This window comes from Rhodococcus sp. IEGM 1306 (genome assembly GCF_036541985.1).
Taxonomy (GTDB): domain Bacteria; phylum Actinomycetota; class Actinomycetes; order Mycobacteriales; family Mycobacteriaceae; genus Rhodococcus_F; species Rhodococcus_F qingshengii.
Map to the genome: position 1 here is coordinate 109,782 of NZ_JAZHFF010000011.1, position 17,965 is coordinate 127,746.

The window sequence follows — 17,965 nt, forward strand, 5'->3', positions numbered from 1 at the left end:
AGTAGTTCTTGGAGTTACACACAACTTACCCCGTCGGTGGTACCGATCACAGTGCCGAATCAGACAGAGTCAACCAATACTGCCTCTTTCGGACGTTTTGCGATCAACAACGACATGACTGCAGCGATCGCGCAGAGCGCGCCGGCCACCAAGAAGGCAGCGTCGTACGAGCCGATCTGATCACGAACGAGACCGGCCAAGAAGGCCACCAGACCCGCACCGATCTGGTGCGATGCCAGCACCCAACCGAACACGATGGGGGCGTCGGCGCCGAAGTGTTGACGGCACAGCGCGACGGTCGGCGGAACCGTCGCCACCCAGTCGAGCCCGTAGAAGATGACAAACGCGATCATCGGCGGATTCACGGTGTTGGCGAGCAGCAGCGGCAGGAAGAGCAGCGAGATTCCGCGGAACAGGTAATAGATGCCGAGAAGTTTTCGCGAGTCCATCCGGTCGGTGAACCAACCCGAAGCAATGGTGCCGACCATGTCGAGGATTCCGATCAACGCCAACAGGGACGCGGCAGTCGTGATCGGCATTCCGTGGTCGTGCGACGCCGGGACGAAGTGCGTGCCGATCAGGCCGTTGGTGCTCGCGCCGCAGATCGCGAAGGTACCGGCGAGAAGCCAGAACACCTTGGTCTTCGACGCCATCACCAGCACCGAGATCGCCCGGCCTCCGGCACCGCCGCGCTGGTAGACAGGCTTGGCTGCTGGGGCGTAATCGGCGGGCGCTCCGTAAGGCGTCGTACCCACGTCTGACGGATAGTTACGCAGGAACAGCAGAACGAACGGCACAACGGCCAGTGCAGCAAACGAAACTGTGAAGGCGACGCTCTTCCAGTCGTACGTTTCCGCGATCTTCGCCAGGACCGGAAGGAACACCAGCTGACCGGCAGCACCACCGGCCGTCAGGATGCCGGTCACGAGACCACGCTTCTCGACGAACCAGCGATCGACGACGGTGGCGACAAACGCCAGCGCCATCGAACCGGTACCGAGACCGACGAAGACACCCCACAGCAGAATGAGCTGCCAACTCGAGGTCATGACGATGGTGAGACCACTGCCGAGCGAGATGAGCGCCAACGCCGAGGTGACGACCGCCCGGATACCGAACCTCTCCATCAAGGCAGCAGCGAACGGCGAGGTCAACCCGTACAGAATCAGGTTGACCGAGACGGCCGCCGAGATGCTGGCGCGCGACCACCCGAAATCTTCGTGCAGCGGATCGATCAGCACCGATGGGGCAGCGCGGAAGCTCGCCGCACCGACCAACGCCAGGAATGCCACGATCGCGACGGACCAGGCGCGGTGAAAGCGCGGCGGGCTCACCTGCTGTTGGCCTGATTCGGGGAGAGCGGTCTCAGAAGTCACAGAGAGAATTCTGCAGTTCGGATTCGATCGAGAACAGTGGCCAGATTGCCAATATATGAAAGAATCAAGCCATGTCTGGTCCGCATCGCGTCGTCGTACTGGCTCTGAATGGAGTCATCCCCTTCGAACTCGGCATCCCGGCGCGCATCTTCGGACGTGCCCTCGACGTCGAGGATCGGCCGCTGTACGAGATCCTGACGTGCACCGTCGACGGCAATCCCGTGCAGACCGACGCAGACTTCAGCATCTCGGTCGACCACGGGAGCGAGTTGCTCGCCACCGCCGACACCGTCGTCATCCCCGCGTCGTACGAGTTGGGTCCGGCCTACGAAGACGGCTACCTCTCCCCCGAGTTGGCCGCAGCTTTCCAACACATCCGGCCGGGCACTCGGCTGGTCTCGATCTGCACCGGGTCGTACATCCTCGCCGCGGCGGGTCTGCTCGACGGACTCCGCGCCACGACGCACTGGCGCAACACCGACCATTTCCAGCGTGTCTATCCCAAGGTGAACGTGGATCCGGACGTGCTGTTCGTCGACGAAGGCCACATCCTGACCTCGGCCGGGGTGGCGTCGGGAGTCGACCTCTGCCTGCATATCGTCAGGCGTGACCACGGCATGGAAGTGGCGAACACCGTCGCGAGGCGTTGCGTCGTACCGCCGTGGCGCGACGGTGGCCAAGCTCAGTACATCCGACGCCCCCTGGCCGACAAGCCTTCGGAATCGACTGCCGACGCTCGGCACTGGGCCCTCGAACATCTCGACGACCCGATCACCCTGGCGGACCTGGCGACGCGCGCCAACATGAGCGTCCGCACGTTCAGCCGTCGATTCCGCGACGAAGTCGGAACCACACCGAACCGCTGGTTGACCAGCAGACGCGTCGATCGGGCGCGGGAACTACTGGAGGAATCCGATCTGTCGATCGATGCGATTGCTGCTCGAACCGGCTTCGGGACTGCGACATCCATGCGTCAACACATGAACGAGGCCCTCGGCGTTTCACCGAGCGCCTACCGACGCACGTTCAAGGCACCGGTGTAAGCGGCAGTACCAGGCACTATCCTGGATGCCATGGCCGAACAGACTCGCCCGAACTTTCCTCAGTACTGCGGATACCTCCTGGGGAAGACGCTCCCCGACCGGTATCAGGACTGGGTACGGAACGATCTCGTCGGCCCGGGCGCCCAGGCCCGCTACATCATCCGCTTCACCGTGCCGGCGACGCTGATCCTTCTGCTGTTCCTCTTGATCCCGGGACCGATCTGGATTCCCTTGGCCATGATGGCCTTGTTGCTCATCCCGCTCGCGTACTTCGTCGTGGCGCTCGGGACGATCTACCGCCGTCACCGCCTGCTGAGCCACGGACTCGATCCCGAACTGCTCGACGAGAAGGCCCAGCGCCGTGCCGATCGCACTCGCGAGGACTACGAGAAGCGGCACGGTCGCTGAGCACCCCTCAGCGGAACATCGTCACTGCGGCCTTGGCGAGGACCTTCGGATCCTTCTCGTAGTGATGCATCTTGGTGAGCTTGTCTTCTGGAATCCCCAGGAACTTGTAGACGGCTACCTGAGCGCAGCGCACCGAGTACTGCTCGGTGAACACCATGTCGAACGGCAGCTCCGCGAACTGACTGATGAACGCCAGGTTCTTGGAGTGCTTCGGCACCACCAGCGGCCGGTCGCCGACGGCGCGCCGATTGAACAGCGCACTGGCGTAAGGCATATGGCTGGGAATCGAATTCACGACGCTGTCCATAATCTCTTGTCGACGCGCGGCGAGCGCACCGCTCTCGTCGAGCGCCTCGAGGTGTCCGAGCGTCTCTTCCAGCATTTCCCGCCCGGTCATCTCGATGAACGGCTTCTTCACGTAGTCGCCGTCCTTGCGCGGGAACAGACAGTAACCCCAGAAGACTCCTTCGTTCTCCTTCTGCGCGTGGTAGTGCGGCTGATGGTGGACCACGATCGAGAGAAGCACGTTCGAGTCCACGAATGTGTTGAGCGCATTTCCGGGGAGCTGCTTGGTGATTCGGGAAATCTCGTTGATGAGCTCGTGTGACGAAGTGGTGACGGTGAAGCTGGTCCACTCACTCTGCGCCCGGTCCCCGAAGAACTTGTCGGGATTCCCGAGATCGTAGAAATGCTCGGTGGCCTGCTTCCACAGCAGCGCACTCGGTGCGTATCTCATGTCTTCGACGATCGGGGTATCCAGATCGCCGATCGAAGAACTGTCGGTGATGCTGCCGTTGGTGTCGAAGACGAAATCGCCCTCCGCCACGTCGATTCGGCCCTTCTCACCGGTGCGGACGTTTTCGTAATCGAGTCCCGTCACGATGATCTCGTCTCGTAGCGGGGTGTCCTTGAACACGAACTCCGTGATCTTCAGTTCGTTGACGAACTTCACGCCCTTGCCTTCGAGGAAGGCCCGCATCGGCAAGATGATGCTCTCGTACTGGTTGTACGGGGATCTGGTGACACCGGCAAGAGTTTGAATGCGACTGAACTCGAGAATCATTCGGTTCATGTACCGGCGCAGCTCCATCGCCGAACTCACCCGCTTGAAAGCAAATGTGGTCTCCCACATGTACCAGAAGTTGGTGGTGAAGAAGTGCGGAGTGTCCTCGAACCACTGCTCGATACTGATGTCGTCGAGTTTTGCCTCGTCCGACTCCGGCATCGTCATCAGCTTCGTCAACAAGTACCGATCCTTGTTGTCGAATTGCATGTGCTTGTAGTCGTTTTCACCCTTGTTGCGAATGCCGTCGCGATCGATCAATCGTGCGACGTCGTGCGTTGGATGCGCGTGGTCGAAATCGAGAATGTCATCCGTCACCGATTTTCCCGGGTTGTCCAGCGACGGAACCACACTCAGCACGTCCCAGAGGTTCTCATAGGTCTCCTCGTTGAGCATGCGACCGCCACGATTGATGAAGCCCGCGTCGTTGCCCAGCTCGCGATGACCGTACTGGTGCTGGAAGGTAGCGGCAGATTCGCCGTCGTTCGCTCCATGCATGTCCAGCCCCATGATGGTGATGTCCTCACCGCTCCACTCACCGTCTCGAATCAAATAGACGGCAGCCGAGAGGTTTCCGATGCCGGCACCGATCATGTAGGCCTTGTGAGACAGCTTGGAAGACATTGGGTTTCGTTCCTTACTCGAGTCGCGGTACGGATACCTTCCAAGCATGGACCCCTTTGCCCGCTGGCGCATCACCCGAACCGGATGACGTCCGTCACGGTCGCTGAAGGCGCACCAGATCCAGTGCAAAACGCGCGTAGTCGCGTGCAATTTCCTCGGGCGTTTGTGGTCCGCTCGGCCGATACCATTGCGCGACAGAGACACACATCACGACTATTGCACGCGCGGCCTGTCGCGGCCGATCCGTCCCGAACACACCGGCAGCGATTCCGTCGTCGACCTGCTTCGTCATCAACCATTGCTGGTAGTTGCGTGATTCCGTGATGCGCAACCTGTTCTCGGCTGTGAGACTGCGCATTTCGCTGGCACCGAGAAATCCTTGATCACGCCGATAGATATGGAACAAGGTCACACATTCGACGAGGAAAGCCAGCCTTTCGGAGGGACTTTCGCCCTCGTCGATTGCCGCCAACGATCTCGTGTTGAGTTCATCCATGGTGAGGTCGAGAATTTCGGCCAACATCTGCTGCTTGCTGGAATAGTGGTGGTACAGACCTGGAACACTCATCTGCGCACGTTTGGCGATCTCACGCATCGCAGCGCCGTGATATCCGGTCTTCACCATCTCCGCGAGCGCGGCCGCCAACACCGGATCGAACGGACTCGGGCCGAACCTTCGCCACTCGTTCGGCCGAGAATGTGCGTCCTGGTCGGCGTCGTCGCCTCCCCATCGCGGCTGTTCCGGCGGACGCACTATCGCAGCCGGGAGCAGAGCGTCGAAACGCACTCCGAGAATCCCGCCGATTGCCGCCAACCGGTCGACGCTGACTCTGGTCTTTCCGGTCTCGACAGCGCTGAGGGTAGCCGGGCTGACATCGAGACGCCTGGCCAATTCACGCAGCGAGAGCCCGCTGTGACGCCGCGCTTGCCGGATCGACGCTCCGATCAGGACGGCATTCTCGAATTCGGTCACAGTGTTCAGTATTCCCGAACATTGGATTTCCAACAATGCGATGACCACGGCAATCGGTGAACCTGTTGACTACTGATTATCGGCCTGAACATGATGTGGATCACAAAGACCCAGGTCCGCCCGAGCGATCGTTCGGTGTCGGTAGCGAGAGGATCGAATCACCATGACCGAGGCGCCATATCTTGGAGAACTCCTGCGCGACGCACCCAGCAACTGGGGCAAGTGGGGAGAGTCCGACGAGGTCGGTTCACTGAACTACCTCGACGCCGGACAGGTGCTTCGTGGCGTCGGAACCATCAAGCAGGGTTCCGTGTTCACGCTTCAACGGCTCATCGGCGACCCCAAGGGTGATCCGGTCTGGCCGGGACGCAGCCCCGCCGAGCGCACACAGATCTTCGACGAGAGCAGCTGGGACGGCGACGACGCACCCAACTTCCCCGGCGGCCTGCATTACGCGGACGACAAGATCGACGCGTTCCTGCAGGGCTCGACGCAGTACGACGCACTCGGCCACGTCTGGTACGACGGCGCCCTGTGGAACGGATACTCCGCTGATACCACTGTCGGCGGCCTGGAGAAGGCCAGCGTCGAACCGATTGCCGACCGCGGCGTCGTCGGACGCGCAGTACTTCTCGACATGGCGAAGTTCCGCGGCAAGGAAAACCTCGACAAGGCCGAAACCTTCACGCACCATGATCTTTTGGCCTGTGCCGAAGCGCAGGGCGTCACCATCGAGAAGCGTGACATTCTCGTCATCCGCACCAACTTCCTCAAGCTGTTCTTCGACCAGGGCGAAGCCTTCTACGAGGGCTTCTGCGAGCCCGGCCTGATCTACAGCCCCGAACTCGTGCAGTGGTTCCAGGACATGGAGATCCCCAACCTTGTCACTGACACCATTGCCAACGAGGTCACCACCGACCCCGAAAACGGTGTGGCACTGGTTCTCCACAACGCATTGATGCGCAACCTCGGAGTGGTATTCACCGAGATCTGCGATCTGGAGAAGTTGGCCGCGGACTGCGCGGCCGACGGCCAGTACACGTTCCTGTACGTCGCCGCACCACTCAAGGTTGCCAAGGCCAGCGGCTCTCCCGTGAATCCGGTTGCCATCAAATGACATACGAAGATCGCCCTTGGTTGGCGTTGTACCGCAACGACGTTCCCCCCGACATCGACGTCGAACAGCCCACAATGCTCGAAATGTTGGCAGCGGCGGTCCGCTCTGATCCGGACGCCACGGCTGTGAAGTACTTCGACGGTCAACTCAGTTTCGCTGAAGTGGATCAGCAGAGTGACGCCCTGGCCCGCGCACTACGAGCAGGTGGTCTGGCGAAGGGAGACCGTGTCGCACTCTTCCTGCAGAACGTTCCGCAATTCGTGCTCGCCCTCGCCGGAATCTGGAAAGCCGGCGGCGTCGCAGTCTCGATCAATCCGATGAGCCGTGAACGAGAACTGGGATACCAACTCGAAGATTCCGGAGCAGCGGTTCTGATCGCTCTCGAGGGGCTCTACGAGTCCGTCGGCCGCAACGTCGTCTCCGACTCGCCGGTCAGGCGAGTCATCACCACCTCGGAACTCGAGTACCAAAGCCGCAACGATCCGAGGATTTTCGACGGAATCGTGAAGAAGGACCTCGGTACCGACGATCTCGCGACGCTGATCGACCAGCATCGTCTCGGCGATCCGATCACTACCGACGCTGCACCGGAAGACATTGCGGTACTGACCTATACGTCGGGAACCACAGGTCCGCCGAAGGGAGCGATGACCTCTCACGCGAACATGACCTTCAACGCCCAGGTGTACCGGGACTGGTTGGGGCTCACCCCGAAAGACACGGTTCTCGGAGTTGCACCGCTCTTCCACATCACGGGGTTGATCGGTCACATCGCGGTGTCCGTCCTGGCGAGAATGCCGCTGGTGCTTGCCTATCGCTTCCAGCCCGAGGTGATGCTCGACGCGATTCGTGAGCACCAACCGACATTCACAGTCGGCGCCATCACTGCTTTTACGGCACTGCTCAACACTCCGGGTTGCGCGCCGGAAGACTTCTCCTCCATGCGGTTGCTGTATTCCGGCGGCGCACCCATCTCGCCGACTGCCGCCGAGGCCGTCCGCGCCATGACCGGTGCTGCGCTGCACAACATCTACGGGCTGACCGAGACCACGTCGCCGACCCATGCCGTTCCCGTTGGTGCGGATACGCCGGTCGACCCCACATCCGGAGCACTGTCTGTCGGCGTTCCCGTACCCAACACCGTGGTCCGCATCGAAGACGAGGGCGGTGCGGTCCTGCCGATCGGAGAGATCGGCGAACTGGTCGTCCGAGGTCCACAGGTGGTGCGCGGTTACTGGAACAAGCCGGAGGAGAGTGCGTCGGCCATTCGCGACGGGTGGTTCCACACCGGCGACGTGGGGTTCATGGACGAAGCCGGCTGGTTCTACGTCGTCGACCGTAAGAAGGACATGATCATCGCGTCCGGCTACAAGGTGTGGCCACGCGAGGTCGAGGACGTTCTTGCCGAGCACCCCGCAGTCCGTGAGGCGGCAGTCGTCGGGATCGCCGACGAATACCGCGGTGAGACGGTGAAGGCGTTTGTCAGCCTCGTCGCGGGGGCGTCCGTCACCCCGGAAGATCTGATCGATCACTGCAAGCAGCGGATGGCGGCGTACAAGTACCCACGCTCCGTGGTGCTGGTGGAGGAACTGCCCAAGACCGTCACCGGCAAGATACTGCGACGGGAACTGCGCACGATCTCCTGATCGCGGGGCAGCGGGCGGACTTCGCGGTCCGCCTGCTGTCTGATCGCGCACAGTTTCCGGTCGACCGCGCCATTGGGGTAATGGAACAGTAATATGTGCTGAGTACCCACGGACAAACGGGAGACATCAGTGAGCAAGTTCGGACGTAAGAAGCAGCCCACGCCCAAGAGCTACCAGTGGCTGGCCATGACCCTCATCGCTTTGTCGCTCTCCGTGTCGATCGGGATTGCCGCCAAACCCTCCTGAGCTCCGCGAATCCGAAACTTGTAACCCCGCGTCCATCTCCACATGGGCAAATAGGAGCAATTCGGACGCTTAGCTGTTCTAACTTTCCTTCCGTCGTGTCACCTCGGCACCGACGGAGAGGATCAACTCACCATGCGAAGCTCACGCTTCGGCGTGCTGGCCGCTGCCGGCGCTGTCGGACTAGTGCTTGTCACCAGCAGCGTCCAGTCCATCGCCACGGCGTCACCGTTCGGTTCGCTCGACGCCGGTTCGAGCTCCGGTTCGACAGAGATACCAACCGTCAGCGACGGCCGCTTCACGTCCAAGACGCCCTACACTCCCGGCCAGCGCATCGCCGACTATCAGGCGCCGCCGACGGGATACTCCCCCGTGTACACGGAAAGTGTTGCGCGCCATGGTTCCAGAGCACTGTCGAGCCTGAAGTACGACGACCTGAGCCTGCAGCTGTGGGAAATCGCCGAAGCCGAGAACGCATTGACCCCCGTCGGCAAGGAATTCGGCCCGGCCCTCCGTGATCTCATGGCCGCCAACAAGAAGCTGGGGTACGGCAACCTCAGCGGACTCGGGATCACCGAACACAGACAGCTCGGCGCGCGGGTCACCGAACGCCTCCCCCAACTGTTCGACGCCATCGCAGCGCAGCAGGGCACCATCACCTTGACCTCGTCGGGTGTGGACCGTGCCGTGGACAGCGCCGAGAACTTCGCGCAAGGGCTGACCGGTGCGTTTCCAGCCGTCGCCGGCGATGTTGCGCCGGTGACCACGGATGCCGACCTTCTCTATTTCCACGACTCGGATGCAAACTCCGACTACAAGGACTACGAAGAGTCCGATCCTCGACTGAAAGCCGTCGACGACCAGATCGCCGATCTTCTCCGCACCCGCGAGGTCTCGCGGCACATAATGCTCAGGCTCTACTCGGAGGACTTCGTCAACCGCCTGAGCGCGGGCGAGTTCTCACTCGTCGACCGCGGCAAGGGTTCCAGCACGATCGACAACGAAGTCGACGCCGCGTACATGCTGTACAACACGTACATCATCACTCCGGGCATGGCCGAAGAAGGCAAGTGGAATTTCGAGCGCTTCATCGAACCTGCTGACGCGCAGTGGCTCGCATACACGAACGATGCCGAGGACTTCTACGCCAAGGGCCCGGGCTTCACCGGTGAAGACGTCACCTACCGGATGGCAACTGTCCTGCGCGACGAGTTCCTGCGCGGCCTGCAGAAACATACCGGCGACGACGCCGTCCCGGGAGCGGATTTCCGATTTGCACACGCAGAAACGATCATCCCCTTCGCGGCACTCTTGAAACTGCCTGGGAGCACCGTCTCGCAGGCGGAGGGCGACCTCTACACCTATGCGAACAACCCCTGGCGCGGATCGCAGGTCAGCCCGATGGCTGCCAACGTGCAGTGGGACGTGTACGCCGGACCGGAGGGTAAGCGTCTGGTCCGAATGCTCTACAACGAGCGCGAGACAGCATTTGCTGCCCCGTGCGCTCCGGTGAGCGCCGGGAGTTTCTTCTACACGCCGGACGAACTGGCCCGCTGCCTGCCGGAGATTTCACCGGCAGCCTGAGATCCGGCAACTCGGGATCCAGCCAGCGGTCGACGGGGGCGCGCCCATACCTGGTGCAATGCCAGCATGCGCGCCTTCTCGTCGTCTTCCATCAACAAGGCGTCGCAGATCCTCACGATAACCGGAGCCGAAACACCAACGGACGTACCCTGTTCCAGCCGCTGATAGTGATTGAAACTGATGTCGGCAATCTGCGCGACATCGCGCCGACTGAGGCCGTGCATTCGGCGAGCACCCTCGCAGCGCATGCCGACCTTTTCGGGCGCAAGACTGTTTCGTTTTTCGACGAGCATCTGGCTCATCAACTGACGCGCGCTCGACCCGTTCACGTCGCCACCTTTTCCATCCCTGAAATATGCTTTCACCTAACATGTTTCAGAATATGGGATGGGACGGACGCGGCGGTATCTCCGAGATGACAGATAATCACGCGATACCGCCAACCCTGTGCCCGTCCAGGCTGTGACGATGAGGCTTCAAAGATCAGGCTATGAACCTGCCGATCGTCGGATTCGACTGGCAAATGGGACTACTGCCCCAGTTGATCGAACCGAACGCCGTCGCAACGACATTGCCGACGCCGGTGTTCACCGTCGCGGACAGGTACGGATAGGTACCGACCAGGTCGACGATTCCGGACTTGCCCGTGTCGGTGTTGACCCACGCAACAGTCACCTGACCCGCCGCCGGGATGGGTGCAGCGGCCGGGAACGAATCGAAGCGAATGTCACCCTTGGCGATGGGCGGATTGGATTCTGGCCCGGACTGGCCGGTGAGTCCGGTCAACGAGGCCAGCGACCCCTGATTCGGACACCCGATAGTGACGGCGGCGCCGCCGAAAGGGTGGGGCGGATCAGCCGAGGCGACTCCGGCGAACATGACGCTCGCGGCAATCGGTAGTCCGATGGCCGCAAAAACCCCGGCCGTGCGTGTGACGCTCATAGCTGCTCCTCGGGTCGACAACACTTTCCGGATACCCCTGGTACAACGCCCGAAACGAAGGAAAGACGACTATTCACACCCCCTAGACAACGCGTGTTGTCAGAACTACAGTCGGTGGTGCAGCTCACACCTATCTCTGCCGCGCGCAGACCAGTCCCAGGGAGTGTTCAGATGAAGCGCTACGACCTCCGCAGTCGCACGGATCAACTCGATCCCGAAACCGATTACGAAGAGATGTCGCGCATTCTCGCGGCGCAAGAGTTTCCCTGGGACATCAATCAGGCGCTCAGCTTCGCACTGTTCCGCACATACGCTGTCCCCTCGATCGGCAAGCTCCTCTTCTCCACGGGCGAGTTCACCGACAAGGTTCAGAAGCGCTACGACGACACCAGCCTGATCCTCGACGCCATCCTCGAGCACGGCCTCAGCAGCACCGAAGGCCGCAAGAGCGTGCGTCGAATGAATCAGATGCACGGCTCGTACGACATCTCCAACGACGACATGCTCTATGTCCTGGCCACCTTCGTCGTCACGCCGGTCAGATGGCTCGACGAGTACGGCTGGCGGAAGATGACCGACAACGAGATCGTCGGGTCGACGAATTATTACCGCCACCTGGGTCGGTACATGAACATCAAAGACACTCCTGACACCTACGAGGGCTTCGTCAAACTTCTCGACGACTATGAGCGCGAACACTTTTCATTCGATCCCGGCGCCCGAGCCGTCGCTGATTCCACCCTCGACCTGATGTGCACCTTCCCGCCCAACAACCTGGCACCGAAGGCTCTGGTCAAGGGATTCGCCTTCGCGCTCATGGACGATCACCTACTCGACGCCTTCCACTACAGGCACCCGAGCACTGCGATGCGCGTCGTCTCACGCGGTGCGCTGAAGGTCCGCGCGCGCCTGCTGCGGTTCTTCCCCGTGCGTACGAAGCGGAAATTCGCCCGCGAGCTGCCCAACATCCGCAGCTACCCGAACGGTTACAAGGTCGAAGACCTCGGCACCTTCCCCACGGGATGCCCGGTCAAGCACCTGCAGGCAGACCAGCAGGCCCAAGCGTAAGCAGGTTCCCATCGTGGAGTGGTGGAACTCCTGGCACCCGGGCTGATTCGCGTTTCTCATGCCTAGATGAGAGAGGAGTCGCGACCAGTACGACGCAGGGTGATCAATTCATGGTTCGTCTCGGCGTCGTGTCGACGCCCCTCTTCTTCGAACTCCATCAGCGCATAGAACCTGCGGGCGCGATCGTTGAGGGTGTAGACCTCAAGTGTCACCTCGCCGTGCATGGTTGTGGCGTGTTCGACCAACGCCCGCCCGACGCCCAACCCTTGTGACGCCGGCGCGACGAACAGTCCCCCGATTTCGGAACCGATCATTCCCAACAGGCCGACAACTTCGGAGTTGTGCTCAGCCACCCAATTATCGGCCTGAATCAGATAGACCTCTCGCATCTTCTGCTCGCGTTCGCCCGTCCCCTCACCCGCAAGGAACGGGTGGGCTTCACGGGCAGCGCGCGACCACAGGTCGACGACCACATCCTCATCCGAGGGTAGGTAGCGGCGAATGATCAGATCCTGATTCACAATCCGACCATACCCTCCGGCATCAGAGAGATAGCCGGCGCTGAAAGTGACCAACTCTCGGATCCACGCACGACGGCCTCGACGTAAACCAGTGGCAACAATTCCATTCGTTGCCACCCCACAATTACTGCCTTGTGCAAGGGTTGTCCGATGACTGACGGTGATCCGATAACTAAGCGCGGAGGTCCGGCATCCTGGTGGAAGGTGATGGCAGTTGTCATCGCAGTGCTTGTCGCTCTCACATGCGGCGTCATCGTGTGGTCCTTCATGCCGCCGGTTGTGTACTTTCCATTCTTTGCGCTCGCCGCCTCGGTATTACTCGGATTGGGTGGAGTGTGGTTGATACTCAGCCTGATTGGCTGGATGAAGTACAAAACTCTGCGTTTGAGCACGATCGCGCCGGTGATCGTGCTCGTCACCGGTGCGCTCGTGACCTTGTCCGTCCCTTCGCATGTTGCGTTTGCATTGTCGAAAGATTCGCTCGAAGCAGTGGCCGCGGATTGCCAGAAGTCGTTGGAAAACCGAACAATTGGCGTCTACCGGGTCCTGCAGGTCTGGCCCGTCGGCAACGGGTGCCGCTTCCACATCGAGGGCGGTCTGATCGATTCGATCGGATTGGCGTACTTACCTGACGGCGCACCATATCTCGGCAAGCCCCGCCGCGACGGCGAGATCGGATACCAGGAGTTCGACGGCGACTGGTACTCGTTCGTTCAAGCGTTTTAGCAGCGAGAAACTAGCCGACCAGCTTGGCCTTCAGAAGCGCGATCGTATCCGGAGTGAGTCCGAGACCTTCGGTGAGATAACCGTCGACGGTTCCGTAATCGCTGGCTACCTGCGCGAGTCCAGCTTCCAGGTACGAAGCGTCGACACCGAGGGCCGGCTCGAGATTGGTCGCCACCTGCGGGCTCAGGGCCTGAGAGATCTGCGCAAGGATCTTCTCGTTGGTCGCCTGAAGGTAGGTGTTGCTCAACAGATAGTCGTCCATGATCGTCTGGGCGGGGACACCGGCGATGGACTGCAGCAACATCGCGGTCCAACCCGTGCGGTCCTTGCCTGAGGTGCAATGGAACAACTGCACCCCGTCACTCGCAGCGATGTCCGAGAGGACCTGCTTGAAGCCGGCACGGCGAACGGGATCGGTGACAAAACTGCGGTTGGTGTCGACCAAGAACTGCTTGGCCTCCTCCGGCGACTTGATCGTCGTCGCGAGCTGGGTGAGATCCTTGAACTCGACGGGGATGTTCGTGTACGTCACACCGTCCGGGAGTTTGTCCGCGCCACCGATGAACGGGTTGGAGATCTCGGTTGCGCCGCGCAGGTCATAGGCGTCGGCAAGTCCGAGGCCGGTGAGTGTCGTCTTGTCTGCGTCGGTGGTAGCGGTCAGCGCATTGGACCGGTAGATGACGCCGCGCTTGAGGTGTGAGCCGTCGACGGTGGCGTATCCCCTACCGTCGTTGCCGGCGACGTCGCGAAAGTTGGCCACGGAGGCCAAATTCGGTGTCGGCGCGAGGACAGGATCGAGCGAGCCGAGATCGACCGCTCCAAGCGAGCCTGTGTTGAGAGAGCCCAGGTCGAGCGGGATTGCCGTGGCGGGAGCAGCAAACATCAGACCACCTGTAACGACTAATGCGGCGGCCTTTGCAGTGCGAGCGAACAACATTCGTGTGCGTGTGGACATGTGGCAGTGCCTCTCTCTGCAGTTTGGGATTTGTGGTGTGGTGATCTGGAGTTACGGAGCGACATCACCGATGCCGGTAAATCCGTATCGCTGGTGAGGTCCGATGACTGCTACCTCGAACAGGCCTGTCCCGGTGCGGGTTACGCCGTCCTCGACGAGGGTGAACCGAGCCAAGTTGTCGACCGGGCACAGCATCTTCTTCCACGGTTCGATGTCCGAAACCTTTTCCCGCAGGCCTTGAACCACCAGTTCGCCCTGCCACATCCCGTGGCGCCAATCCTGCTCGAGTCCGTAGCCCGTGCCGACACCGATGTAGTTGGGCAGTATCGGTTCGCAGGTGATCTCCAGGATGTGGTCGGATTCGCCGGGTGCACCGGGGCGCCGGAAATACAGAGTTCCGCTCTTCACCTCGCGAGTACCGGAAATGAAGGTGAGCTGGTGGTCCGGTCGACCCAACCACTCCGGCTCGCGCGAGCGGTCTGCCCAGACGCGAGTCGCATCTTCGAGGATTCGGCGTCCCTGCTGATCTTCTTGAACGATCGTGACGATGGTGAAGTCGCCGAATTGCATGATCGAGTAAATCCAGAAGAAGTTCTGACTGCCGGCTATCGCCGGATCTGCCTTGCGTCCAGGCGGTTCCGCTTCGCCGACCGGTCGCACACCCCAGGACCGATCGCGATTACCCCGCCACGTCTCCGGGGTAACCGGGATGGCGTCGCCGTCGACGGTCAAGGATCCGGACCATGCTCCGGTCTGCACGAATCGTTGAGTATCGAAGGTGACTCGTTCGAGCTGGCGATGGAAATGTCTGGCCTCGAGATTGGCGGGGCCGTCGGACTCGAAGGTGAGGTCGAAGCTCAGGTCCGGCGCTTCGGGACTCGGGTCCAACACCACACGTAGGCGGTGCAGGCCCTCGATGATTTCGATTCGCAGCGGGCCTACTGACAGGTCCATACGATCGTCACCCAAGGCTCGGGATGCCCGGAAGACAATATGGTCTTCGCCGCGCCGAAGAACCGCAAAGCCGTCGCATACACCAAGATTGGGGTACTGACCGAGACCGATGATGAGAAACAGCGGCTCGGTGTCGCCGTCGACGCCGGCATGGCAGTTGAAGTAGTAGCGGTCGTAGAAGTTTCGATCCGAGGTGCCCACGTGGCGGATGGTCTCGGCGATCTGATGTACCGGGTAGTCGTCGAGCGGGGACAGTGTCATCGTGCATCTCCTGTTGTGAGCGGGGATGTTGCGAGCGACTCCCAGTAGGTGCCGTCGAGCATGGCTTCGAGTGTCTTGTGGTGCAGGATCATCTCGTCCGGGTTGTCGGGGAATTCGGCCTGACCGAAAGCCACTGCGCGACTTTGGACTCGGAACATGATCACCGCATGCCGCAACGCGGCGTAAAGGATGTAGAAATCTAGATCCGCAACCTGGTGGCCGGAAAGCGAGCCGTAGGCATCTGCCACGTCCTCGCGACGAAGGAAGTCCGGCATTCCGGGGAGTCCGGCCATGGCAGCGAGATCCTCGAAGAACCTGTGCTGGAAGATCATCCAGCCGAGGTCCAGCTCACGCGGCCCCAGTGTGGCCATCTCCCAATCGAGGACCGCCGCCGGCTCGAAGTCGCGGTAGATGACATTTCCGATCCGCGAGTCACCCCAGCAGAGCACTGCGCAACCGGCATCGACGGGAAGGTTCGCTTCGATCCAGTCGAAACCGCGCTCGATCAAAGGAGATCCTGGTCCGTCGGCTGTTGCCCACTCGTAATAGCGCCGCTGGTCCTCGAGGTGCGCGCGAAGTGCTTCTGCCCCAGTCGGTTCGGCACCATCGCGGCACAACTCGGGGAGTGCGAGGTGCGGATCGGCCATAGCGTGTAGCTCGGCGAGCACCCGGACCGATGACTGCTGGAGTCGAGAACAGTCGTCGGCCGAAGCTTCCGAGAGCCAGGATCCGAACGTGTACGGCATGACATCGGGCGGGATTTCGCCCTCACGCCGTTCCATCACGAAGAACTCGCCGCCGAGCGCGTCCGGGTTGCTCTCGGACCAGTACACCCGCGGGATCGGCACCGACGTGTGAGCGGCGACGGCGCTCATGACCCGAAACTGCTGGTCCAGGTTGTAAGACGGAAAGATCGGTACCGCACTGTCCCGCGGGGCGATACGGGCGACCAAGCGATGCTCGGCTCGAATCCCGTCCTCGATCCACGTCGCATCGAAAAGCACAGTCTCGTTGGACATGCCGTTCGCGGCCGGCACCTCGACCGAGGTCACGGAAGGTTTCGAGCCTCGCCACAGCACGGTCGCGAGCCAGCCTTCGAGGCTGCGCCGCATCTCCGCCGGGTCGTTGCGGGATTCGCCGGGCCTGGCAAATTCGGCGTAGTCGGGATCTTCGCCGGAGTTTTCTGTTTCGGTTCGAAGGTTCATCACCACTCCTCGTGGTTCGGTGGCGCCGATGCGCACGTGCCGATTGTCGATACAATCTGTATCGACTAAAGCCGTGACAGAATGTAACGGCCATCACAGCGATACCGCAAGGGATTTGCCCAAAATGTCCAAAGATTCCGAAACTCAGCACCGCCTGGGCCCGCAGCGAAACCCTGCAATCGACGACGCAGTACTGGACGCGACCAGGCAACTGTTGGAAGAAAAGGGGTACGCGGGCACGTCCATCGACGCCATAGCCACGCGTGCGGGAGTAGGACGTCCAGCCATCTACCGTCGGTGGCCGTCGAAGGCACACATCGTCAACGACGCGATCTATCCCGTACTCGACGTCGAACAGGGCGCGGACATCGACACCGAACTCGGCACCGAGGGCACGATCACGGATCAGATCCGCGCGCTGGTGCACGGCGCGGTTGCTCTGTTCGCAGCTCCCGCCACACGAGCCGCTGCTCCCGGATTGATGAGCGAAGTGCGAACAAACGCGGAATTACGCGACGTTCTCGTGGTGCGGCAACTGGCTGGAGTCCGCGTCGAGCTGAACCGTCGACTCGAGGCGGCGAGAGAGCGCGGCGACATCCGAAGCGGCGTCGACGCCGACGCTCTTCTCGACATCATGGCGGGCGCGGCCATCTTTGCGATGTCGGTTCGCGACGTCTCGGACCCGGGACCGTTTGCCGATTCTCTTGCCGACATAGTGCTGAACGGCATACTCCCCGACGACAACTAGGCCCGAGCCCCGCCGACTATCCTGTGGGGCATGACCGAGCCTGTAGCGACCGCTGACCTTGCCGACGAGATCGGACCCGACATCCGTAGCTGCGACACGCAGTTCACCCAATTCGGTGGACGTGAAGTCTTTGCCGGCCCCATCACCACCATCAAGTGCTTCCAGGACAACCTGCTCGTGAAGCAGACCCTCAGCGAACCCGGCAACGGCGGAGTCCTCGTCGTCGACGGTGACGCGAGCATCCACACCGCGCTGGTCGGCGACATCATTGCCGGCCGCGGCGTCGACAACGGCTGGGCCGGCGTCATCGTCAACGGAGCCGTCCGCGACTCCGCGATCCTGCGCACCCTCGACATCGGCGTCAAGGCTTTGGGCACCAACCCGCGCAAGAGCACGCAAACCGGTTCGGGCGAGAAGAACGTGCCGATCGAAATCGGCGGAGTCACCTTCAACCCCGGCGAGATCGTCTACAGCGACCAGGACGGCGTCGTCGTTCGCGAGAGCTAGT

18 protein-coding genes are annotated in these 17,965 nt (G+C 61.4%); 9 read left to right on the plus strand and 9 right to left on the minus strand.

Translation table 11 applies throughout. The features are described from left to right. Window positions 1-59: 59 nt before the first annotated feature. A complete protein-coding gene (locus V3587_RS25740; RefSeq protein ID WP_283377352.1) occupies window positions 60-1,376 on the minus strand; it encodes an MFS transporter in 1,317 nt (438 codons plus the stop codon). 71 nt (window positions 1,377-1,447) lie between these two features. On the opposite strand from V3587_RS25740, the gene V3587_RS25745 reads away from it, so the two are divergent. Together V3587_RS25745 and V3587_RS25750 are read left to right on the plus strand one after the other, a co-directional pair. Further along, on the plus strand, window positions 1,448-2,419 hold the full coding sequence (locus tag V3587_RS25745; RefSeq protein WP_007735863.1) for a GlxA family transcriptional regulator: 972 nt from the start codon (window positions 1,448-1,450) through the stop codon (window positions 2,417-2,419). Window positions 2,420-2,449: 30 nt separating this feature from the next. Beyond that, window positions 2,450-2,827 (plus strand): DUF5313 family protein, encoded by a 378-nt coding sequence (locus tag V3587_RS25750; protein WP_003943558.1) that lies wholly within the window; start codon window positions 2,450-2,452, stop codon window positions 2,825-2,827. A 7-nt stretch (window positions 2,828-2,834) separates the two neighbouring features. Here the strand turns inward: V3587_RS25750 and V3587_RS25755 are convergent, their stop codons facing one another. Together V3587_RS25755 and V3587_RS25760 are read right to left on the minus strand one after the other, a co-directional pair. Further along, window positions 2,835-4,586 (minus strand): oleate hydratase, encoded by a 1,752-nt coding sequence (locus tag V3587_RS25755; RefSeq protein ID WP_308112959.1) that lies wholly within the window; start codon window positions 4,584-4,586, stop codon window positions 2,835-2,837. A gap of 22 nt (window positions 4,587-4,608) precedes the next feature. Continuing rightward, window positions 4,609-5,487, minus strand: coding sequence for a TetR family transcriptional regulator (locus V3587_RS25760; RefSeq protein WP_230359344.1), 879 nt, complete (start codon window positions 5,485-5,487; stop codon window positions 4,609-4,611). 163 nt (window positions 5,488-5,650) lie between these two features. On the opposite strand from V3587_RS25760, the gene V3587_RS25765 reads away from it, so the two are divergent. From V3587_RS25765 to V3587_RS25775, 3 genes are all read left to right on the plus strand, one after another. Continuing rightward, entirely contained in the window at window positions 5,651-6,604 is a 954-nt protein-coding gene (locus tag V3587_RS25765) for a cyclase family protein (protein WP_007735859.1), read from the plus strand. Beyond that, window positions 6,601-8,250 (plus strand): class I adenylate-forming enzyme family protein, encoded by a 1,650-nt coding sequence (locus V3587_RS25770; protein ID WP_081557165.1) that lies wholly within the window; start codon window positions 6,601-6,603, stop codon window positions 8,248-8,250. The genes V3587_RS25765 and V3587_RS25770 overlap by 4 nt, the downstream gene beginning before the upstream one ends. A gap of 378 nt (window positions 8,251-8,628) precedes the next feature. Next, window positions 8,629-10,077: a histidine-type phosphatase gene (locus V3587_RS25775; RefSeq protein ID WP_283377353.1), complete on the plus strand. Its 1,449-nt coding sequence runs from the start codon at window positions 8,629-8,631 to the stop codon at window positions 10,075-10,077. Here V3587_RS25775 and V3587_RS25780 read toward each other — a convergent pair. Both V3587_RS25780 and V3587_RS25785 read right to left on the minus strand, forming a co-directional pair. Beyond that, the gene (locus V3587_RS25780; RefSeq protein ID WP_058227381.1) at window positions 10,023-10,406 is read right to left on the minus strand and encodes a helix-turn-helix domain-containing protein; all 384 of its coding nucleotides are present in this window, start codon (window positions 10,404-10,406) and stop codon (window positions 10,023-10,025) included. The two genes, V3587_RS25775 and V3587_RS25780, sit on opposite strands and share 55 nt — an antisense overlap. 154 nt (window positions 10,407-10,560) lie before the next feature. After that, window positions 10,561-11,019, minus strand: coding sequence for a hypothetical protein (locus tag V3587_RS25785; protein WP_003943607.1), 459 nt, complete (start codon window positions 11,017-11,019; stop codon window positions 10,561-10,563). Window positions 11,020-11,190: 171 nt separating this feature from the next. Between V3587_RS25785 and V3587_RS25790 the strand changes: the two genes are divergently transcribed. Beyond that, entirely contained in the window at window positions 11,191-12,087 is an 897-nt protein-coding gene (locus V3587_RS25790; protein WP_003943533.1) for an oxygenase MpaB family protein, read from the plus strand. A gap of 62 nt (window positions 12,088-12,149) precedes the next feature. On the opposite strand, the gene V3587_RS25795 is transcribed toward V3587_RS25790, so the two are convergent. Further along, entirely contained in the window at window positions 12,150-12,608 is a 459-nt protein-coding gene (locus V3587_RS25795; RefSeq protein ID WP_193595747.1) for a GNAT family N-acetyltransferase, read from the minus strand. A 150-nt stretch (window positions 12,609-12,758) separates the two neighbouring features. Between V3587_RS25795 and V3587_RS25800 the strand changes: the two genes are divergently transcribed. Continuing rightward, window positions 12,759-13,334, plus strand: coding sequence for a hypothetical protein (locus tag V3587_RS25800; RefSeq protein ID WP_202427322.1), 576 nt, complete (start codon window positions 12,759-12,761; stop codon window positions 13,332-13,334). A 10-nt stretch (window positions 13,335-13,344) separates the two neighbouring features. On the opposite strand, the gene V3587_RS25805 is transcribed toward V3587_RS25800, so the two are convergent. The 3 genes from V3587_RS25805 to V3587_RS25815 are packed head-to-tail and all read right to left on the minus strand — an operon-like array spanning window position 13,345 to window position 16,709. Continuing rightward, window positions 13,345-14,289 (minus strand): tyrosine-protein phosphatase, encoded by a 945-nt coding sequence (locus V3587_RS25805; protein WP_283383824.1) that lies wholly within the window; start codon window positions 14,287-14,289, stop codon window positions 13,345-13,347. A 51-nt stretch (window positions 14,290-14,340) separates the two neighbouring features. After that, window positions 14,341-15,504, minus strand: coding sequence for a hypothetical protein (locus V3587_RS25810; protein WP_007735837.1), 1,164 nt, complete (start codon window positions 15,502-15,504; stop codon window positions 14,341-14,343). Beyond that, window positions 15,501-16,709 carry a phosphotransferase family protein gene (locus V3587_RS25815; RefSeq protein WP_283377355.1) on the minus strand — a complete coding sequence of 403 codons (1,209 nt, stop codon included), beginning with the start codon at window positions 16,707-16,709 and terminating at the stop codon, window positions 15,501-15,503. Before V3587_RS25815 ends, V3587_RS25810 begins: the two co-directional genes overlap by 4 nt. A gap of 124 nt (window positions 16,710-16,833) precedes the next feature. On the opposite strand from V3587_RS25815, the gene V3587_RS25820 reads away from it, so the two are divergent. Continuing rightward, window positions 16,834-17,457 (plus strand): TetR/AcrR family transcriptional regulator, encoded by a 624-nt coding sequence (locus V3587_RS25820; protein ID WP_042453334.1) that lies wholly within the window; start codon window positions 16,834-16,836, stop codon window positions 17,455-17,457. 30 nt (window positions 17,458-17,487) lie between these two features. Next, a complete protein-coding gene (rraA, locus tag V3587_RS25825; RefSeq protein ID WP_003943552.1) occupies window positions 17,488-17,964 on the plus strand; it encodes a ribonuclease E activity regulator RraA in 477 nt (158 codons plus the stop codon). Window position 17,965 lies beyond the last annotated feature (1 nt).

Excerpts from the sequence above, each read along its gene's own strand:
- V3587_RS25815 (WP_283377355.1), bottom strand. The coding sequence starts at position 16,709 with ATGAACCTTCGAACCGAAACAGAAAACTCCGGCGAAGATCCCGACTAC.
- V3587_RS25755 (WP_308112959.1), bottom strand. The coding sequence starts at position 4,586 with ATGCGCCAGCGGGCAAAGGGGTCCATGCTTGGAAGGTATCCGTACCGC.
- V3587_RS25785 (WP_003943607.1), bottom strand. The coding sequence starts at position 11,019 with ATGAGCGTCACACGCACGGCCGGGGTTTTTGCGGCCATCGGACTACCG.
- V3587_RS25765 (WP_007735859.1), top strand. The coding sequence starts at position 5,651 with ATGACCGAGGCGCCATATCTTGGAGAACTCCTGCGCGACGCACCCAGC.
- V3587_RS25750 (WP_003943558.1), top strand. The coding sequence starts at position 2,450 with ATGGCCGAACAGACTCGCCCGAACTTTCCTCAGTACTGCGGATACCTC.
- V3587_RS25790 (WP_003943533.1), top strand. The coding sequence starts at position 11,191 with ATGAAGCGCTACGACCTCCGCAGTCGCACGGATCAACTCGATCCCGAA.
- V3587_RS25745 (WP_007735863.1), top strand. The coding sequence starts at position 1,448 with ATGTCTGGTCCGCATCGCGTCGTCGTACTGGCTCTGAATGGAGTCATC.
- V3587_RS25800 (WP_202427322.1), top strand. The coding sequence starts at position 12,759 with ATGACTGACGGTGATCCGATAACTAAGCGCGGAGGTCCGGCATCCTGG.
- V3587_RS25820 (WP_042453334.1), top strand. The coding sequence starts at position 16,834 with ATGTCCAAAGATTCCGAAACTCAGCACCGCCTGGGCCCGCAGCGAAAC.
- V3587_RS25805 (WP_283383824.1), bottom strand. The coding sequence starts at position 14,289 with ATGTCCACACGCACACGAATGTTGTTCGCTCGCACTGCAAAGGCCGCC.
- rraA (WP_003943552.1), top strand. The coding sequence starts at position 17,488 with ATGACCGAGCCTGTAGCGACCGCTGACCTTGCCGACGAGATCGGACCC.
- V3587_RS25810 (WP_007735837.1), bottom strand. The coding sequence starts at position 15,504 with ATGACACTGTCCCCGCTCGACGACTACCCGGTACATCAGATCGCCGAG.
- V3587_RS25775 (WP_283377353.1), top strand. The coding sequence starts at position 8,629 with ATGCGAAGCTCACGCTTCGGCGTGCTGGCCGCTGCCGGCGCTGTCGGA.
- V3587_RS25770 (WP_081557165.1), top strand. The coding sequence starts at position 6,601 with ATGACATACGAAGATCGCCCTTGGTTGGCGTTGTACCGCAACGACGTT.